Annotated in this window: 13 protein-coding genes and 1 pseudogene; 3 read left to right on the top strand and 11 right to left on the bottom strand. The window is 47.6% G+C overall.

Going from position 1 to position 19507, the window contains the following annotated elements:
* Positions 1-203: 203 nt before the first annotated feature.
* The 7 genes from EJL91_RS00405 to ileS form a co-directional block, all read right to left on the bottom strand.
* Positions 204-635 carry a CBS domain-containing protein gene (locus EJL91_RS00405; protein WP_125140000.1) on the bottom strand — a complete coding sequence of 144 codons (432 nt, stop codon included), beginning with the start codon at positions 633-635 and terminating at the stop codon, positions 204-206.
* A 155-nt stretch (positions 636-790) separates the two neighbouring features.
* Positions 791-1384 (bottom strand): lactate utilization protein, encoded by a 594-nt coding sequence (locus EJL91_RS00400; protein WP_125139999.1) that lies wholly within the window; start codon positions 1382-1384, stop codon positions 791-793.
* Between the two features lie 266 nt (positions 1385-1650).
* Positions 1651-2424, bottom strand: coding sequence for a M23 family metallopeptidase (locus tag EJL91_RS00395; RefSeq protein ID WP_125139998.1), 774 nt, complete (start codon positions 2422-2424; stop codon positions 1651-1653).
* A gap of 40 nt (positions 2425-2464) precedes the next feature.
* A complete protein-coding gene (locus EJL91_RS00390) occupies positions 2465-3379 on the bottom strand; it encodes a SpoIID/LytB domain-containing protein (RefSeq protein WP_125139997.1) in 915 nt (304 codons plus the stop codon).
* Between the two features lie 121 nt (positions 3380-3500).
* Entirely contained in the window at positions 3501-4037 is a 537-nt protein-coding gene (locus EJL91_RS00385; RefSeq protein WP_125139996.1) for a hypothetical protein, read from the bottom strand.
* A complete protein-coding gene (locus tag EJL91_RS00380; RefSeq protein ID WP_125139995.1) occupies positions 4038-6491 on the bottom strand; it encodes a glycogen/starch/alpha-glucan phosphorylase in 2454 nt (817 codons plus the stop codon).
* 16 nt (positions 6492-6507) lie between these two features.
* A complete protein-coding gene (ileS, locus tag EJL91_RS00375; protein WP_125139994.1) occupies positions 6508-9648 on the bottom strand; it encodes an isoleucine--tRNA ligase in 3141 nt (1046 codons plus the stop codon).
* A gap of 505 nt (positions 9649-10153) precedes the next feature.
* Here ileS and EJL91_RS00370 point away from each other — a divergent pair.
* Both EJL91_RS00370 and EJL91_RS00365 read left to right on the top strand, forming a co-directional pair.
* Positions 10154-12274 carry a PTS sugar transporter subunit IIC/EAL domain-containing protein gene (locus EJL91_RS00370; protein ID WP_164516717.1) on the top strand — a complete coding sequence of 707 codons (2121 nt, stop codon included), beginning with the start codon at positions 10154-10156 and terminating at the stop codon, positions 12272-12274.
* 127 nt (positions 12275-12401) lie between these two features.
* Positions 12402-13862 carry a nicotinate phosphoribosyltransferase gene (locus EJL91_RS00365; RefSeq protein WP_125139993.1) on the top strand — a complete coding sequence of 487 codons (1461 nt, stop codon included), beginning with the start codon at positions 12402-12404 and terminating at the stop codon, positions 13860-13862.
* A gap of 140 nt (positions 13863-14002) precedes the next feature.
* On the opposite strand, the gene EJL91_RS00360 is transcribed toward EJL91_RS00365, so the two are convergent.
* Together EJL91_RS00360 and EJL91_RS00355 are read right to left on the bottom strand one after the other, a co-directional pair.
* Positions 14003-14560 (bottom strand): hypothetical protein, encoded by a 558-nt coding sequence (locus EJL91_RS00360; RefSeq protein ID WP_125139992.1) that lies wholly within the window; start codon positions 14558-14560, stop codon positions 14003-14005.
* A gap of 64 nt (positions 14561-14624) precedes the next feature.
* A pseudogene (locus tag EJL91_RS00355) lies at positions 14625-16286 on the bottom strand (acyl-CoA dehydrogenase family protein); the annotation flags it as partial.
* A 278-nt stretch (positions 16287-16564) separates the two neighbouring features.
* Between EJL91_RS00355 and EJL91_RS00350 the strand changes: the two are divergent.
* Entirely contained in the window at positions 16565-17113 is a 549-nt protein-coding gene (locus tag EJL91_RS00350) for a pyruvate kinase alpha/beta domain-containing protein (protein ID WP_125139990.1), read from the top strand.
* Positions 17114-17221: 108 nt separating this feature from the next.
* On the opposite strand, the gene EJL91_RS00345 is transcribed toward EJL91_RS00350, so the two are convergent.
* Complete coding sequence (locus EJL91_RS00345; RefSeq protein WP_125139989.1) at positions 17222-18649, bottom strand: sodium:solute symporter family protein; 1428 nt, start codon at positions 18647-18649, stop codon at positions 17222-17224.
* Positions 18650-19001: 352 nt separating this feature from the next.
* Positions 19002-19463, bottom strand: coding sequence for a hypothetical protein (locus tag EJL91_RS00340; RefSeq protein WP_125139988.1), 462 nt, complete (start codon positions 19461-19463; stop codon positions 19002-19004).
* Positions 19464-19507 lie beyond the last annotated feature (44 nt).

Raw genomic sequence — 19507 nt, 5'->3', positions numbered from 1 at the left:
TCAGCATACCAGTTTGACATATCAGACCTGGAATCCTGTCTTCTGAAATCCATTCCGTCTGAACACTGAGGATTAAAACAATTCATATTCATTAAACCTTTCCTGAGCACTTATACTCTATTCTATGTTGTAAATGACAATGTGACATAAAAAAAGATGCGAAAGCACCGTCCGGCATCTCTTTCGCATCTTCATAAATCTTTTTATTTCACTTCTTTTCCTGTCCTCAGTTCCCTCTCCTTCTCCTTGCACAGATACTTGATAATGTCTTTTCTCGTAATGATTCCGATAAAGTTCTTCTGATCATCGAGTACCGGAACAAAGTTCTGGTTCAGGGCTTTGTCAATCAAATCTTCCATATCCGAGTCCGCCAATACCGGCTTATTATCCGATCTTCTTGGAATCTCCGTAATGCGGATCCGCTCCGCATCTCTAAGCGATAGATCATACTTATTTTTTATGCCCCAAAGCAAGTCTCCTTCCGTCAGCGTACCTATGTACCTCCCCTGGCGGTTAATGATAGGAACAGCCGCATATTTGTGGTATTCCATCTTTTCCAGTGCCTGTCTTAACGTATCGTCATCATTTATATACGCAACTTCGCTTTTAGGTGTTAAAAAAAATAAAATATTCATCTGCCTTCTCCTTGTGTGTTTCTATGCTGTCTTAGCATGCTGATATTATAACGCTCCCCTTTGAAAACTTTGTGAACAAATCATGATATTTCCATTAGAATTATTAAATTTTAAGAAATATGCATATTTATGCGGTCTGAACGCATAATCCGCCGTTAATATCCTAACGGCTCGTCCACAAATACAATCTCAACTTCCATCCCATTGGACGGCCGTTCCATAATCACCGTTGAACGGCAGATTCGCCCCGGACTGCTGCAGTTATAACAGCGATCGCCTTTCACCGCACATGGTGTGGCGGAATTCAGGCGTTTAGCATTCTTAGGGGCCGCCACATTCTTTGCCCGGTCCATCGCTCCGGCCAGATCCGCCCTGATTTTGTTATTTCCAACAATGAAATATGTCTTTTCCGGTCCATACAGTGTCTGGGATACGCGGTTCCCCGTACCGTCTATATTAACCAGTTCTCCTGTCTCCGAAACTCCGTTGGCGCTTGTAATATAAACATCCGCCGTCCTGGCATTCATCAGAGTATCCCTGCCCGGAACATCCCAATGCCATACCATCTCATTCTTCTCCCGGAGAAGTTCAAAAAGTCCCATCTCCTTGACCGTCATGCTGCCTCCGACAGAGACCTTGTGCCCCTGTATCCGGCCCATAAGATAGTCAGCCGCCTCTTTGCCCGTCGCAAAAAAAGCCGTTTTAAAACCGTGGTTTTCAAAATTCTTTTTCAGCAATTCCTGATTCATAGCAGTTCTCCTTTTTACTAAATCACAAATATCTGCTGCCTGTTCGTCCACTTTTCATGGATATTACCTGCTTTTTCCATTATACATCCAGTCATAGCAGGAAGTAAACCTGAAAAGGAAATAGTTTCGCTATAAATCAGGTCGTTCCCGTTCACAAATAAAAGTGCCGCCACACTTTACGCAAGGAACTTTTCCTTCCGTAAACTGCCGCGGTACTTTTATGTTTTTTTCACTATTCAGTTTTCTCAGTTCTTTCTGTTTTCCGGTTATTCCAGATAGTCAAGGGCATCGACAGACTGTCCGTCGTGCAGCAGCGCAAAATATACGTTGTTTCCTTCAATTGAATAATACTTTGTGGGTTCAGACACGTATCCGAGCAGAGTTCCTTTTGTCACATATTCATTCTCCGCTACCTGTACGTCCTTAAGCTGGCCGCATACGGCTGTATACTCATTACCCAGGTCAAGAACCACGTAATTGCCAATCTCCTCATTAGAGCCGGCTTCCAGGACTCTTGCATCCGCCGGTGCGCTGACCGGATCACTTACATCTCCCTGAATAATCAGGGCCGGGTTGCATTTGTACTGGTCAAGGGTCGGGAAATAGATGGTTGTATCCATGCTGTAATCCAGCACTACATTTCCTCTGACCGGCCACTGAAGGTCGCGTTTTCCGCTGTAATTGAGCGTAACCGCTCCTACTGCGCCATCTGCTGCTCCTGCCGCTTTGGCAGTGTTTTCTCCTTTGTCTGCGGAGTCTGATTTATCATCGGAAGAATAGGAAGCGTCTGAACTTCCCGCCGCCTGTGCTCTCGTCTCTGCATTTTCCGTCTTACCACCGTTTCCGGTTTTGTTCTGCGGTATGTTCTCCGCAAGGATACCCTGGGTCTGTGGCGCTTCCAGGTACGGATTCTGCTCGTTAATGTTATCTCCCTTTCTAATCTTTACCGCTCCTGCCGCAGCTACTATAGTCAGCAGGCCTAACACCATCATGACAAGGAACAATTTGTCCTTGAACAACTGATTCATCTTATTTTTCACGTTTATCACCTCGGTTATATTCTTACCTGACCGAAGCTTTTTATTCAAAAACTACAACAATATTTTTATAATAAAATTCCAGAATTTTTTCTGCCGTCCACCCCTGCGCCGCTTTCAGCGAGGCGCCGTACTGATCAAAGCCGTATCCGTGGCCCAGCCCCTTCACGGTACACCGTACGTTTTCCTCCGCAGCCTCGAATGTATAGGCCGGTGACGGAAGTCCCAGAGCATACTGGATCTCCTCGCCGCTGTAGCTTTTTGACCCGGCCTGGATCGATTCCACGTACCCGGCCTCATCCTTTTTAATGACCTGGATGCTCTCAAGCACATCCTCCGGCCTGACTTCCGGCGAATCGGACATGGAATTCAGCTTATCGGCCATCTCCTGTCTGGTAAACGTATATACTCCCAGATAGTTTTCTCCCTCCACATCCTCGCCGGCGTCCACTGAAACGAGATAAGGGTGAAGTTCGTCCCCGGTTCTCGTCTTTCCGGCGCTTAAACGGTGAAATAAAGGTTCTATGTAATCTCCGTTATATTCGATGACCTGCCCGGCCGTTGCCTGGACGGCATCCCTGATTTTTTTGTAATTTGTCAGGTAATCGGCTTTTCCCCACATCTCCTCCATCTGGCTCTGCTCCAGGTAATCGAGATCCAGGGCCGACTCCTCGATCCTGTCTTTTCCCTGCATCTGCCGGCAGAGATAGGTCCTGGCGATAATGGCCTGGGCTTTAATTGCCTCCTCGCCGTACTCCGCCGGAATCTGAATCGCCGTAATCCCAATCAGGTATTCCTCCATATCCACCGGCGACATGGAACCGTCACGGTCCAGCAGGACCACCCTGCCAGATAAGTTCCCTTTCTCCGTATTTCCCTCCACACGGCCTGTCCAGGCAAGTGTCGCTATGTATGGTATCAAAATTGCCATCAGGCAGATTGCTGCTGCTTTTCTCATATAAAAAACCGGCTCCGTTCCATAAAATAATAGATATCGCATTATCATTTTATGTAACGGGCCGGATTCTTATTCCAACCACTTCTATTCAATTACCCGGACACTGCTCCCGCCCCGATTCTTACCCGGCAGTAACAGCATCCATTTTCCATTTTAAAAATCCTGTTTTCCGGAGCGTAATCGTGCCGATAAATGTTTTCCTGACCACCGGCGCAACCGGTTCAAGTCTTCTCTCCAGATAAAACTCAGTCTCGACCGTATACCGGTAGCTGACGGTTTTTCCGTTATCCTCTTCCTTCACAAGTTCCGGCGGCTGCGCATAGACGCGCTCCACCGGAGCCCCAAGCTGCTGCAAATACAGCGTGTAGGGGATTCCGATAGGGAGAAGTGATTCTCTTCCATTGTCGGTTAAATCACCGGCAAAATGCTCCTCGTACATCCGGGGCAGGCCGACGCTGGTTGCCTCCTCAAGCTCCTCCACCTTTTCCGATGTGTACAGTTTTTTAAGAATCCTCTCCGCCTGGGCGCTGCTACTGGCGGAAAAGGTGATAAAACTAACCACCGAAATGATAAACAGGGCCAGAGCCAGAACGACCGGCAGGGAAACGGATAATCTCCTGCTCCTGGAATGGTTTTTTGAAAGAAAACTGGTTCTCATTTAGTCCATCTCTACCTTTACTTTTTTCAGGTGCCAGATATCCCTTACGTACTCCTCGATCGTCCGGTCGGAGGAGAACTTGCCGGAACATGCCACATTCATCATAGCGGCCTTCGCCCATCTCTTCTCATCGCGGTATGCCTCTTCCACTTTTCTCTGTGCTTCGGCATATGCATGGAAATCCTTGAGGATAAAATAGGTGTCAGCTTTTGAACTGTTTTTCGTATTTAAAAGAGAATTGTAAATATCGCGGAACAGCTCCGGATCCTGCGGTGCGTAGTAACCGTTAATGAGCTGCATCAGCACGCGGCGGATCTCCTGGTCAGTGTTGAAAATCTCAACCGGATTGTAGCCGCCGTTATTCTCGTAATTAATGACTTCATCGGAGGTGAGGCCGAAAATAAATGCATTCTCCTCTCCTACTTCCTCCACGATCTCAACGTTGGCTCCGTCCATGGTTCCCAGGGTAAGGGCTCCGTTCAGCATGAATTTCATATTGCCGGTGCCGGACGCCTCTTTGCTGGCCGTGGATATCTGCTCGCTGACATCGGATGCGGCAAAAATCATCTCGGCATTGGACACTTTATAGTCCTCGATAAATACAACCTTAATCTTTCCGCCGATCGATTTGTCGTTGTTAATCACATCGGCTACGGAATTGATCAGTTTGATTGTCTTCTTTGCAATCTGATAGCCTGCCGCCGCTTTCGCCCCGAAAATGAAGGTTCTGGGAACCATATCGATATTGGGGTTATCCTTCAGCTGGTTATAGAGATACATAACGTGGAGGATGTTTAGCAGCTGGCGTTTGTACTCATGGAGACGTTTTACCTGCACGTCGAAAATGGAGCGCGGATCCACGTCGATTCCGTTGTGTTCTTTAATGTATTTTGCCAGGCGCAGCTTATTCTGGTACTTGATATTCATGAATTCCTGGCGGCACTTCTCGTCATCCGCATAAATAGCCAGTTTGCTGATGTGGGGAAGGTCCGTAATCCACTCGTCGCCAATCTTGTCTGTCACCCACTGGGCCAGCAGCGGATTGCCGTGGAGCAGGAAACGCCTCTGGGTGATGCCGTTCGTCTTGTTGCTGAATTTCTCAGGCATCATCTCATAGAAATCTTTCAGCTCCTGTTTCTTTAAAATCTCCGTGTGGAGTCTGGCAACACCGTTGACGGAGAAACCGGCCACGATAGCCAGATGGGCCATTTTTACCTGTCCGTCAAAAATAATAGCCATTTTCTTCACTTTTTCGTAATTGTTCGGGTATTTCTCGCCCACCTCGATCAGGAAGCGGCGATTAATCTCCTCTACAATCTGGTATATACGCGGAAGCAGTCTGGAGAACAGCTCAATCGGCCATTTTTCCAGAGCCTCTGCCATGATGGTGTGATTGGTGTAGGCACAGCATTTTGTCGTAATTGCCCAGGCATCCTCCCACTCCAGATGCTCTTCATCCAGAAGCAGCCTCATCAGCTCCGCAACCGAAACGGTCGGATGCGTATCATTCATCTGGAATACAACTTTTTCCGGAAGTTTATGGATGTCGTCGTTATGCTCTTTAAATTTCTTAATCGCAACCTGAAGGCTGGCGGAAATGAAGAAATACTGCTGTTTCAGACGCAGTTCCTTGCCCGCATAGTGGTTGTCGTTGGGGTAAAGCACTTCTACCAGGTTCTTAGCCAGGTTCTCCTGCTCTACCGCCTTCTGGTAATCTCCCTTGTCGAATGCGGCAAGGCTGAAGGTGTTGATTGGCTGGGCATCCCAGATACGCAGCGTATTGACCACGTTATTGCCGTAGCCGACGATCGGCATATCGTAAGGGATTGCCTGTACGGACTGGTATCCTTCCTGGACAAACACGTTGCGCTGTCCGTTCCAGACCGTCTTCACGTAGCCGCCAAATTTAACCTCGGTCGCATATTCTGCACGGCGGATTTCAAACGGATAACCGTTCTTCAGCCACTCGTCCGGCACCTCAATCTGATAGCCGTTCTCAATTTTCTGTTTGAACATGCCGTAATGGTAACGGATGCCGCAGCCGTATGCCGGATATCCCAGTGTGGCAAGGGAATCCAGGAAGCAGGCGGCGAGACGGCCGAGGCCGCCGTTGCCAAGAGCCGGATCCGGCTCCTGGTCTTCGATGGCGTTTAAATCAAAGCCCAGTTCTTCCAGGGCTTCCCTGATTTCCTTCTGTGCTCCCAGGTTGATGATATTATTACCCAAGGCGCGGCCCATCAGAAATTCCATGGAAAGATAGTACACTTTTTTCGCTTTTGTCTCGTCAAATGTTTTCTGGGTGGCGATCCATTCATCGATAATCACATCTTTTACCGCATACGCCACGGCCTGGTATACCTGCTGCGGCGTCGCCTCGTCGATGGTCTTTCTGAACTGGTTTTTCACATTGTCAATAATACTTCTCTTTATAGCTTCCTTATTAAAAGTCTGCATTCGTTATCCTCCTGAATCAGTCGGTGGTCTTCTCTACACCCAACATGACCTTCTCACCGTTGATATTCCATTCTTTTGCATATCCTCCGGTCTGTCCCAGCATAATGTTGTCTGCCAGAACCTCACTCTTGATTTCTTCCGTATACTTTTTGAGGATGGCCGCAATCGTATCATTCTCATCCTGGAACACGTTGATATGGTTCATTACCTCAAAACCGGCTTCCTTACGCATGGTCTGGACTTTGCTGATGATTTCGCGGACAAATCCCTCTTCAACCAGTTCCGGTGTCAGATTCGTATCCAGCACAACCGTCACGGAATTGTCTCCTTCGGAGATATAGCCCTCTACCTGGGCTGTATCGATTAAGAGGTCGTCTGCCGTCAGGATAACCTCTGTGCCGTCAAAGTCAAATTTCAGGCTTCCCGTCTCATTCAGCGTATCCATTGCCGTATTTCCGTCGATTTCAGCCAGCGCTTTCCTGATGTTTCCAAGCTGTTTTCCGTATTTTGGCCCAACCGTCTTAAGCTGCGGTTTAAAGCTGTAGGATGTGAAATCACGCACATCGGACGTAAATTTCACTTCTTTTACATTCAGCTCATCTTCGATGATCTCCTGATAAAATTCAGGGAGAGCCGTATCCGCTTTCACAAACATCCTGCCGATTGGCTGACGGTTCTTGATGTTGGCCGTATTTCTGGCAGCGCGGCCGAATACTACAATCTTTAGTACCTCGTCCATTCTGGACTCCAGCTCCTTGTCGATGCATCTTTCGTCAACCTCGGGGAAATCACAGAGATGGATGCTCTCGGGCGCTTCTTTATCAATCTTTCTTACAAGGTTCTGGTAAATATCCTCCGCCATGAAAGGCACCATCGGAGCGGCGGCCTTGCACACGGTGACAAGCGCTGTGTAAAGGGTCATATAGGCGCTTACTTTGTCCTGCTCCATTCCCTTTGCCCAGAAACGCTCACGGCTTCTTCTGACATACCAGTTGCTCATATCGTCCACGAAATCCTGGAGAGCTCTGGCAGCCTCTGGGATTCTGTAGTTAGCCAGGTCGTCGTCCACCTTACCCACAAGCGTGTTAAGTTTGGACAGCAGCCATTTATCCATTACCGGAAGTTTATCATATTCCAGCTGATGCTGTGTCGCATCAAAATTATCTATATTTGCGTAAAGAACGAAAAATGCATAGGTATTCCACAGAGTTCCCATGAATTTTCTCTGGCCTTCCATAACGGCTTTGCCATGGAAACGGTTCGGCAGCCATGGAGCGCTGTTGACATAGAAATACCAGCGGATGGCATCCGCTCCGTATGTCTCCAGTGCGTCGAACGGATCGACCGCGTTGCCTTTGGACTTACTCATCTTCTGTCCGTTCTCATCCTGGACATGGCCCATAACGATGACATTCTTGTACGGGGCCTGATTGAAGATCAGCGTGGAAATTGCAAGCAGGGAATAGAACCAGCCTCTCGTCTGATCCACGGCCTCGGAGATAAAATCGGCCGGGAACTGCTGCTCAAATTTCTCTTTGTTCTCAAACGGATAGTGATGCTGTGCAAACGGCATGGCGCCTGAGTCGAACCAGCAGTCGATTACTTCCGGCACACGGCGCATCTGCTTTCCGCACTTCGGACAGGTGATTGTCACCTCGTCGATATATGGGCGGTGAAGTTCGATATTCTCAGGGCAGTTCTCCGACATGCTCTTTAATTCTTCAATACTGCCGATGGAGTGCTGGCAGCCGCATTCGCATTCCCAGATATTTAAAGGCGTTCCCCAGTAACGGTTACGGCTGATGCCCCAGTCCTGGACATTCTCCAGCCAGTCACCGAAACGGCCCTTGCCGATGCTCTCCGGAATCCAGTTGATTGTATTGTTGTTGCGGATCAGATCCTCTTTCACCTCTGTCATCTTGATGAACCAGGACTCTCTTGCATAATAGATGAGCGGGGTGTCGCATCTCCAGCAGTGCGGATAGCTGTGCTCAAATACAGGAGCTGAGAACAGGAGGCCTCTCTCTTTCAGGTTCGTAAGAACCATCGGATCCGCTTTCTTGCAGAACGTTCCCGGCCAGAGTGTCTCTTCCGTCATCTCACCCTTGGCATTGACGAGCTGAACGAACGGCAGGTCATAATTTCTGCCGACCTTGGAGTCATCCTCACCGAAGGCAGGCGCAATGTGTACGACGCCGGTACCGTCCGTCAGTGTAACGTAGGTATCGCATGTCACATAGTATGCCTTTTTGTTCTGTTTTTTAGCAAGTTCTACGGCAAAGTCGAATAACGGCTCATACTCCTTGTATTCCAGATCTTTTCCCGTATATTTTTCTTTCACCTCATAGGTGCCTTCTCCCAGAACCGTATCGCAGAGAGCCTCGGCCAGGTAATATACAGTGCCGTCCTCTTTCATCTCTACTTTTACATAGGATTCCACCGGGTTCACGCAGAGAGCCACGTTGGAGGGCAGCGTCCACGGTGTTGTGGTCCATGCCAGAATATAGGCGTCTTCGCCTTTTACTTTGAATCTTGCGATGGCGGAACGCTCTTTTACATCTTTATATCCCTGTGCCACCTCATGGCTGGAAAGCGGGGTTCCGCAGCGCGGGCAGTAAGGCACAATCTTGAACCCTTTGTATAAAAGGCCCTTGTCCCAGATCTTCTTTAAGGCCCACCACTCGGATTCGATATATTCGTTGTGATAGGTTACATAAGGGTCATCCATATCGGCCCAGAAGCCGACCGTGGAGGAAAAATCTTCCCACATTCCCTTATATTTCCAGACACTCTCTTTACAGTGCTCGATGAACGGCTCAAGACCGTACTGTTCAATCTGCTCCTTGCCGTCCAGGCCAAGGCTCTTCTCAACCTCCAGCTCCACCGGAAGACCGTGGGTATCCCAGCCTGCTTTTCTCGGAACCATGTATCCCTTCATGGTGCGGTACCTCGGAATCATATCCTTGATAACGCGGGTAAGGACATGGCCGATATGCGGCTTTCCATTGGCCGTTGGCGGTCCGTCGTAAAACGTATAGGTTTCTCCGTCTTTTCGGCTGTCGATGCTCTTCTCAAAGATCTTATTGTCAGCCCAGAACTTTTCGATATTTTTCTCTCTTTCAACAAAGTTTAAGTTTGTAGAGACTTTGTCGTACATGTTTCATTCCTCCTAATCTGAAAATATAATCAGAAACCTGTTCGCAGGTTTCTCCGTAAAAATAAAAAAACAGGCCTCTATCCTGTAACAGGACAAGGGCCTACTTGTTATACCACCTATTACTGCATACGTTCATATGCGCTCCCTGTAACGGGGGATCCCGTCAAAACCTACTCATGACGCCGCCGGACGCCAGGTTCAGCCTGAAACTCCAGAGTGATCTTCATTGCCGTCCTACTCACAGCCGGCTCCCACCGCCCCGGCCTCGCTTTGGTTTTCATAACGGAACTACTGTCTCTATCAAAGTCTTTCTGCATTTTAGTTTTAATCATTTCAAATTTATATCTATCCGTTTAATTGTAAACACTTTCCATCCACTTGTCAAGACCGGCGTCCGGATTTCATGACATCAAATTCCGTTGAAATGCCGGGCCGTATTGTTTGTTTTTTCCATCGCAATGTGGTATACTTTTACGAGAAACGCCACCACTGAAAGGGAATCCTTATGAATCGCCGTGAATCTATCGCAAAATTTCAAAACTCAATTTGGGCCCAGGCTGTGAGGCAGGGTCTTACTATCGCGATACCCGTACTCATTTTGGGTTCTTTTGCCCTGCTGTTCAGGAACTTCCCTAATGAAAGCTATCAGAATTTCCTTGTTTCCTGGAAGGACGGCATGCTCTCCACGCTTCTGGATACCATATATAATATCAGCCTGGATTCTCTTGCCCTGGTTCTCTCCATCACGATCAGCCTTTCTTACGGAATGCTGGCTGAGCCCGAACGTTTTCTAATCTATCCCCTTGTTTCCGTCTGCTCTTTTCTTGCCTTTTGCGGAGGAATCGACAGCCAGAACGAATACATCTTCAATGCCGAATGGGTCTTCACAGCTATGAGCATCACTCTGCTCTCGTGCTCCCTCTTTCGGCGTATTTTCATATTCTGCAGCCGTTTTGAAAAGCTCCATACCATTGGAGCGGAATATCTGTTTAATCTCTCTATCCAGAGCCTGTTTCCCGTATCCGTCATTATCTCTGTCTTTGCTGTAACGGGATATCTTCTGCGTATAGCCTGGGGCGGAAACAATATCACCAATTTTGGTTCCTTTCTGTTCCTCAAAATGTTCGGAGGCCTCAGCGGTAATATATTCGGTATCCTGCTTTATGTTGTAATCACGCACCTGCTCTGGTTCATGGGAATTCACGGTACAAACACGCTCGATGCCGTGTCAAAAAGGCTGTTTGAACAGAATGTTGAAATTAACAGCGCCCTGCTTTTGGCAGGAAAAATCCCCACTGAAATTTATTCCAAGACATTTTTAGATACTTTTGTCTTTTTGGGCGGATGCGGAACTGCCCTGAGTTTTGTACTGGCTCTGTGCGTTGCCTCTAAGAAAAGCCATAACCGGAAGATGTCTCTCGTGGCCTTTCCTTCCGCGTTATTTAACATCAGTGAAATTGCCGTATTCGGCTTTCCGATTATATTTAACTTTACAATGCTCATTCCCTTCGTCCTCACTCCGGTTGTCCTGACGCTTTTAAGCGCCCTGGCCACCGGCATCGGACTGGTACCCATTGTGACCCATTCCGTGGAATGGACCGTCCCGATTTTTTTTAGCGGCTATAAGGCCACCGGTTCCGTGGCCGGCAGCCTGTTACAGCTTGTAAACATTATGATTGGTACCCTGATTTACATCCCGTTCATCAAGCGGAGTGAACAAAATGAAACAGAAAAATTCAAACAAGCCATACACCGAATGGAACAGGATATGGCCGTAGGTGAGAAAACGGGCATAATCCCCCGCTACCTCCATCACAGCTACACCTGTTACCATTATGCAAAAACCCTGTCCATGGATCTGCAGAATGCAATCAAACGCGGACAGATACAGCTGTTTTACCAGGCCCAGGTTTCAGACCGGGAAAAGCTCCACGGCCTGGAGGCTCTTCTCCGCTGGAACCACCCTGTGGCGGGATACATCTCTCCTCCGCTTATTATCAGTCTGGCATATGAGAGCGGCTCCCTGGATGAATTGACCTGGTATCTCCTGAACAGGGCATGTCAGGACGCCGGCCTCCTGGAAGAGAAGATAAAAGATGATATCTTTCTTTCCTTCAATATCTCACCAAAACAGATCCAGGGCGACCGCTTTTTTAATGATGTGCTTCTCACGATACAGAGTTATAACCTGACGAACGTCCATCTTGTATTAGAGATCACCGAACGCGCGGCATTAGAAATATCGGACTATCTCAGAAAACAGATAGAACCTCTTCAGAACAATGGAATCGGCTTCAGCCTGGATGACTTCGGAATGGGGCACAACTCCATTCTTCAGCTTCAATCGGATATCTTCAACGAGGTCAAGCTGGATGGTCAGCTTGTATCTCAGCTTCTGTCCAATGAACGCTCCCAGGAAATTATATCCGGTCTGATCCAGATGTCCAAAAAACTGAATTGCCGTGTCGTTGCAGAATATGTGGAGACTAAAGAACACCGGGATGTGCTGCTGAAGCTGGGCTGCACCATCTTCCAGGGATATTACTACAGCCGGCCTCTGGCGCTTTCTGAATTCATAGAGACTTTCTGTTCATCAGAAGGAGAATGCCGCCCGTTTGGACAGTAACCCCAAATTGAATTGATTTGACATTTTTTTGTCATTCTTTTGTTTTTTCCCAAATTTGTGGTATACTATGAGCACTTAGTGAGGTTTTTCTCACTATTATCAAACAAGATAAACTAAGGAGAAGACTATGTACCAAAGGAACCTGACATTACTGACAGACCTGTACGAGTTAACGATGATGCAGGGATATTTCAAGGAAAAGGATGCCAATGAAACCGTCATCTTTGACGCTTTTTACAGAAGCAATCCGGACGGCAACGCGTTTTCCATCTGCGCCGGACTGGAACAGGTAATTGAATACGTAAAAAATCTTCATTTTGAGCCTGAAGATGTGGACTATTTGAGGAGCGTGGGACTTTTTGACGAAGATTTCCTTGATTACCTGCTCCACTTCAAATTCTCCGGTGATATCTACGCAATCCCGGAAGGTACGGTCATATTTCCGCGTGAACCCATCGTAAAAGTTATCGCCCCCATCATGGAGGCCCAGCTGGTGGAGACTGCGATTTTAAATATTATCAATCATCAGAGCCTTATTGCCACCAAGACATCGCGTATCGTCTACGCCGCCCGCGGGGATGGAATCATGGAGTTCGGCCTTCGCCGCGCCCAGGGACCGGATGCCGGAACATACGGAGCCAGGGCAGCGATGATTGCAGGATGCATCGGTACTTCCAACGTACTGGCCGGACAGCTTTTTGACGTTCCGATCAAAGGCACTCATGCACATAGCTGGATTATGAGCTTCCCGGATGAACTGACCGCATTCCGCACCTATGCGAAGCTTTATCCGTCCGCATGTATTCTCCTTGTTGATACTTATGATACATTAAACTCCGGTGTTCCCAACGCCATAAAGGTGTTTAAGGAAATGCAGGAGGCAGGAATTCCGCTGACCTTCTACGGAATCCGTTTAGACAGCGGCGATCTTGCCTACCTGTCGAAAAAGGCGAAAAAAATGCTGGACGAGGCCGGTTTCCCGGATGCCACCATCTCCGCCTCAAATGATCTGGATGAATATCTGATCGACAGCTTAAAGATTCAGGGAGCAACCATCAATTCCTGGGGTGTCGGAACCAATCTGATCACCTCCAAGGACTGTCCTTCTTTCGGCGGAGTATATAAGCTGGCCGCCATCAAGGATAAGAGAACCGGAAAATTCATCCCGAAGATCAAACTTTCTGAAAATACGGAGAAGGTTACAAACCCCGGGAATAAGACGATCCGCAGAGTTTATGATAAGGAAAGCGGAAAAATCATTGCCGACCTGATCTGTCTTGTAGATGAGGCCTACGACGAGAATAATTCGCTGCTGCTCTTCGATCCGGTGGAAACCTGGAAAAAGACCCATCTGGCCCCCGGTTCCTATACGCTTCGTGAACTGCTTGTCCCTGTATTTAAGAACGGCGAGTGCATTTACCAGTCTCCGAAGGTTATGGATATCCGCACTTACTGCAAACAGGAGCAGGAAACGCTCTGGGATGAGTCCCGGCGTCTTGTAAACCCACATGAAATTCATGTGGATTTATCCAACGAACTGTGGCATATGAAGAATCAGCTCCTGGACAGTTATCACTACAACAATTAGAATATTTCACAGCAGCGAAAAGCACGCTTGGCGAACTTTTCATTGCCACTCAATATAACAGACAGAAATCCCCTTCTGAAGTAATATAATCGGAAGTAGATTTCTGTCTGCCTGTTTATGCCGTTATTGTTCCTCTGCCTTTAGTCGGATTTCTGATTTATACCGAATCGATATGACGAATAACGGTCCCCTTTCACCGGAATCTCGAAAATCATTTCATCATTTTCCAGTTTAATATGATATTTTTTTCCCTCTGCGCTTTCTCCGCATTCTGCATACTCGGAACCGAATTTCAGCTCAAATCCGCCTTCCGAGCGCCAGACATAAAACCAGATATAGCCAGAGTCGCTGAATTTCACACTGAATCCTTCCTCAAAAGGCAGGGCTATCTCCTCTCCCGCCCTAAGGCGGCTGCCTAGTATATCTCCATAATCATCCGACAGGTGAAGCCGGTCAAATGAACCGGAACCAGTTTCATAATTATCTGCATTAACAGTAAATGTGCTGCCTGTGATACCTGAACGCAGTGTATACACTGCACTGTACGGATCGTTCGCTTCCATGGCCTTAAATGCAAGCAGAAACTTCACTCCCTTAGAAACAATTCCGGTGACTGAGGGGGAATGAAATGTATTCAGGCACAAAAGAACGGTTACTGCCGCTACTGCCGCCATAATCAGCCAACTTTTCTTTTTCATAGCCAACACCTGCCGTCCGCCATGTTTCAGAGGCGTCCTTACATCTCGATTATTTTCCCAACTCATCCAGGAGCATTGGAATCACTTCCTCCAGATTCCCCACAATACCGTAATCGGCGCTCTGGAAAATCGGCGCATCCGGGTCGTTGTTGATTGCCACGATGATTCCGGCATCCGCAATTCCCTTCAGATGCTGTTCCGCTCCGGATATACCGCAGGCGATGTAGAGTTTGCCTTTAAACTTCTGTCCGGACATTCCGACGAAACGGTCCATGCCGACAAATTTGTGCATCTCTGCCACAGGCCTTGAGGAGCCGATTGCGGCGCCGGTTTTCTCGGCCAGGGCTTTTATTAACTCCATGTTTTCAATTGAACCAATCCCCTGTCCTGCGCTTACAACGCGCTCTGCAGAGGCAATCGGAGTCGTGGGATCCACGCGGAGTGAAAAGTCGATGCCTTCCTTCTTCAAATCGGAAACCAGGGATTCCACTCTGTCCTTCATGGAACCGAACCGCAGCACCATTCCTTTTCTGGATGCCGTTTTTGCCCCCTCATTCTTTCCCGGCGCTGCCTCTTTTTTCTTCATCCTTCCGAGGATAGAAGCGGCGATTACAACTCTCTGAATCTCGTTTGTTCCCTCATAAATGGTGCAGATTTTCGCATCGCGGTAGGCGCGCTCCACTGCCATGCCTTTCATGTAGCCGCTTCCGCCAAATACCTGAAGCGCCTCGTTCACTATCTCCACACAGGAGTCGGATGCGTACTGCTTTGCCATAGCCGCTTCCATACCAAACGGCTCATGCTTTTCTTTCAGCTCCGCCGCACTGTAAACCAAGAGACGGGAAGCTCGCAGCTTTGTAGCCATATCGGCAATTTTAAAGGACACTCCCTGTTGTTTGCCAATCGGCTCGCCAAACTGGATTCTCTCTTTTGCATATTCAAGAGCATTTTCATAAGCGCCTTGGGCAATTCCAAGCGCCTGGGCGGCGATTCCGATACGTCCCCCGTCCAATGTGCCCATAGCAATCTTAAAGCCCTCTCCCTCTTTACCGAGAAGATTTTCCCTTGGCACCTTCACATTTTTGAAAACCAGCTCTGCCGTAGCGGATGAACGGATTCCCATCTTGTCATAGTGGGTTCCGAATGAAAAACCTTCCCATCCCTTCTCTACAATAAAAGCGCTGATTCCCTTTGTGCCGATGCCCGGTGTGGTAACGGCAAAAACAACATAAGTGTCGGCTTTGTCCGCATTTGTAATAAAGATTTTGCCTCCGTTTAAAATATAAAATTCACCTTCCAGAACCGCCGTTGTCTCGGTTCCGCCTGCATCGCTTCCCGCATTCGGTTCCGTCAGTCCGAATGCTCCCAGCTTCTCACCCTTTGCCAGGGGAACAAGATATTTCTGCTTCTGGGCCTCGGTGCCGTATGCATAGATCGGATAGCTTCCCAGGGAAACGTGTGCAGAAAGAATAACGCCGGTTCCTCCGTCCACTCTGGATAATTCTTCCACTGCAATAGCATAGCTGAGTGCATCCAGGCCGGCCCCTCCGTATTCCTTCGGATATGGAATCCCCATCAGTCCCATTTCCCCAAACTTGCGGATCGCCTCTGCCGGAAATTCATTATTCTGATCCAGTAAAAAGGTATATGGCTTTACCTCGGTCTCTGCAAACTCCCTGACTCTCATTCTCAATTCTTCGTGCTGCTCACTTGTTTTAAATGACATATTTCAGTTCCTCCTTCATCTCTTCTCATTGTAAAATCTGCCCGCGCAATAAATATCAGTAATTATTATCATTATTATATTCTAATAGTATACCTGTTTCCAGTTTTTGTCAAACACTATTTTTAAATTCACCTGGATGGGGATAAATTCTTTTTTTCACATTTGCAATACGGTTTAAAACCACCTATAATAATGAAAGATTCACTGTTCAGCCAAAAAAATATCATGCAGCAGTCTGGCTTCAGCGTCGGACTGCGGCTATTTGAAAGGAGATGCTTATGTATTTTGTAAACAAAGGAACTGAAAATACCGGAGCATGTGTAAAAGCTGCCGTTGAAACAGCCAAAGCCAGAAATATCGGGCATATTGTAGTGGCAAGCAGCCACGGCGACACTGCCAAACTTTTGAAAGGCGAAAAAGATTTGAATATAGTCTGTGTCGCATACGCTTATGGTTTCAGCGAGCCGGGGAAAAATGTAATGACTGAGGAGACCGTCCGTGAACTCAATGCGGCGGGAATCCGTGTTCTTTCGACCACCCATGTGCTGAGCGGCGCCGAGAGGGGCATCAGCAGGAAATACGGAGGAATCCATCCGGTGGAAATCATCGCCGATACCCTGAGAATGTTTGGGCAGGGAACAAAAGTCTGCGTGGAGACGGCCATCATGGCGCTTGATGCGGGACTGATTCCTTACGGTGAAGACATTATTGCCATCGGCGGTTCAACGCGCGGCGCCGACACTGCCGTGATTATGAGGCCTGCGCACGCAAACAATGTTCTCGAAACTAAAATCAACGAAATTATCTGCAAGCCGTACAATATTTAATTTCTGCGGAAATACAAAACCACATCACCCGCATCTTTTATGCCCGTGATGTGGTTTTATTGAGCGGCAATGAAAAGTTCGCGAAGCGTGCTTTTCGTTGTTAATATGTTATATCATTTCCGATGGCTGCGTCTTGTAGGTGGCCAGGCTCACCGTGACGAGGACGAGGCCGCACACCAGTGAACCGGGAACCGCAGAACCGAGTCCCCACGGTTTTCCTATCAAATCCCAGCCGATACTTACCACAAAACCGGACACAATGCTGGAGATAATTCCGGCATTCGTGGCCTTTCTCCAATAGAGGGCGGCCAGGGCCGGAAGTCCGACCGATGCCGCATAGAAGGTCCATGCAAACATCAGTGCATTGTAGGCGTTCTTGATATAGAGGGCAATAATCAGCGCCCCTATCGCCAGAACCGCCGATAAGATACGTGAAATAAAGACTTCCCTTTTATCCGACATCTTTGGATTCAGAGTTTTCCCCAGATCCTGAACAAATGTCTGTGTGGAAATCAACAAATAGCTGTCGGCCGAACTCATCATAACGGAAAGAAGTCCCGCCAGGCAGAGCCCCGTAATACCCGCAGGCAGAATATGGATTACCAGCGCAGGAACAACGGCCTCGGCCGTTCCGTACATCTCTTTAATATTCGGCAGAATCTGTCTTCCCATCAGACCCAATGAAAGAATAATAAAGATGGTACATCCGTAAATTGCGGTTCCCCAGAACATACCGGCCTTTGCCGTCTTCCTGTCCTTGGCTGCAAACGCTCTCTGCCACATCTCGGCGCCAGCCATTGTAAAGACAAGATAGGTCACAATATCGCCGATTACCTTGCCGTCCACGGAAGGAATCAGCATCTCCTTCGGAACATTACTCCAGAAAGTTCCAAATCCCCCGATATAGCGGATTCCCGAGAGCGGGAGCAGGATATAGACAAAGATGATCAGCATGAAAAACTGCACCACATCCGTATACACGACGCCAAAAAGCCCGGAAGCCGCCGTGTAGAATATAAAGATAAAGGTCGCCAGGCAGGCCCCTACCTCGTATGTAATTCCCACTTTTCTTCCTACCATCCTGAAAATCACTGCCGTCGCGGTTATCTGGGAGGCTACGGTCCCCATCATCGTATAGCCGATTAAAAGCGCAATCAGGCATTTGGCTGTTTTGCTGAACCGTTTTTCAAACAGTTCAGGGATGGATGAGATGTTATGTTTTACTCCCACCTCCTGAATTCTGCCGCTGATTCCTGAAAATACCAGCATGCCTATCAGGTAGGGCAGCGCCGTCACAATAGCGATGGAACCGTAATCGTATCCGAGTCCCGCCCTGCCCATCATGGCGCTCCCGCCGATAATTGTTGCACAAACCGTTCCCGCCAGAACCAAAGGACCAAGGCTCCGGCCTGCCACATAGTAATCGCCCGCATTCTGAATCCGCTTGACAAAATAAACTCCAATCCCAAGCATCCCCAAAAGATACAGCGCCACTATTACCAGATCCAGTGTCGTAATGTTGCTCAAATCCTGCATAAGCAACCCTCCTTTATGTTATTTTTAAAGAGACAGCATCAGCCTGTCCAAAGAACTGAGGCCAGTCCTACATCAGCAGATACTTTCTTCTCTTTTTCCCACTTGTTTTGCTCTGTATTACTCGTTTGAGCATTTTTAAATTCTCTTTTCCTTACGGAATTCTCATGGAAAGGACTTCCATGGGTAACAGATTCAATAACTGTAATAGATATGATAAGATTCGTATTCAAGCCCAATTATCAGGCAATTAAAACCATCCTTGTAAGATTATAACATTTTTCAGATATTACCGTCAAGATTCTAATTAATTTTATTTATTCCGGTAATCAGTAAACAGGAATAAGTGCCGCGTTCACACCGCGCCGGACGGCACATATGCCAACGTTACGATACCGTCGGAATTTGATACATGAAATAGGGCATTTTCAGCAAACGTTACTTTTGAAGGAAAATCGATTCGGTACCCTAAATGATCACTATATCCCAGTACACTCGCCATCACCTTTTTATCCTTCACGAAAAGCAGATGAACCATACCTTCGTTGATATTATTTGCTTTCACGCTTGTACTGTGAAACCCGATTGTCTTTTCTATTTCCGCCTTGTCCGCATACGGGGAAAATGTGTACACGGCATCCCAATCAAAAGGGATAATCTCATTCAATGCTACGGTTTCCTGATGGGCAGCAGAAATAACGGCTTTTTTTAACCGGTGATTGTTATATGCCATAATCGGATTTCCAACTAAAATCCCTCCAAGTGAAACCGCGGCAAACGCCGCTATTATTATTGTTATTATTTTTTTCTTATTCATCAAATTACCTCACGAATTTTTCTTTATTGTAACTGGCTATCATG

It is taken from the genome of Clostridium transplantifaecale (genome assembly GCF_900626075.1).
GTDB classification, from domain to species: domain Bacteria; phylum Bacillota; class Clostridia; order Lachnospirales; family Lachnospiraceae; genus Otoolea; species Otoolea transplantifaecalis.
This window is presented reverse-complemented; position numbering and strand designations above follow the sequence as displayed.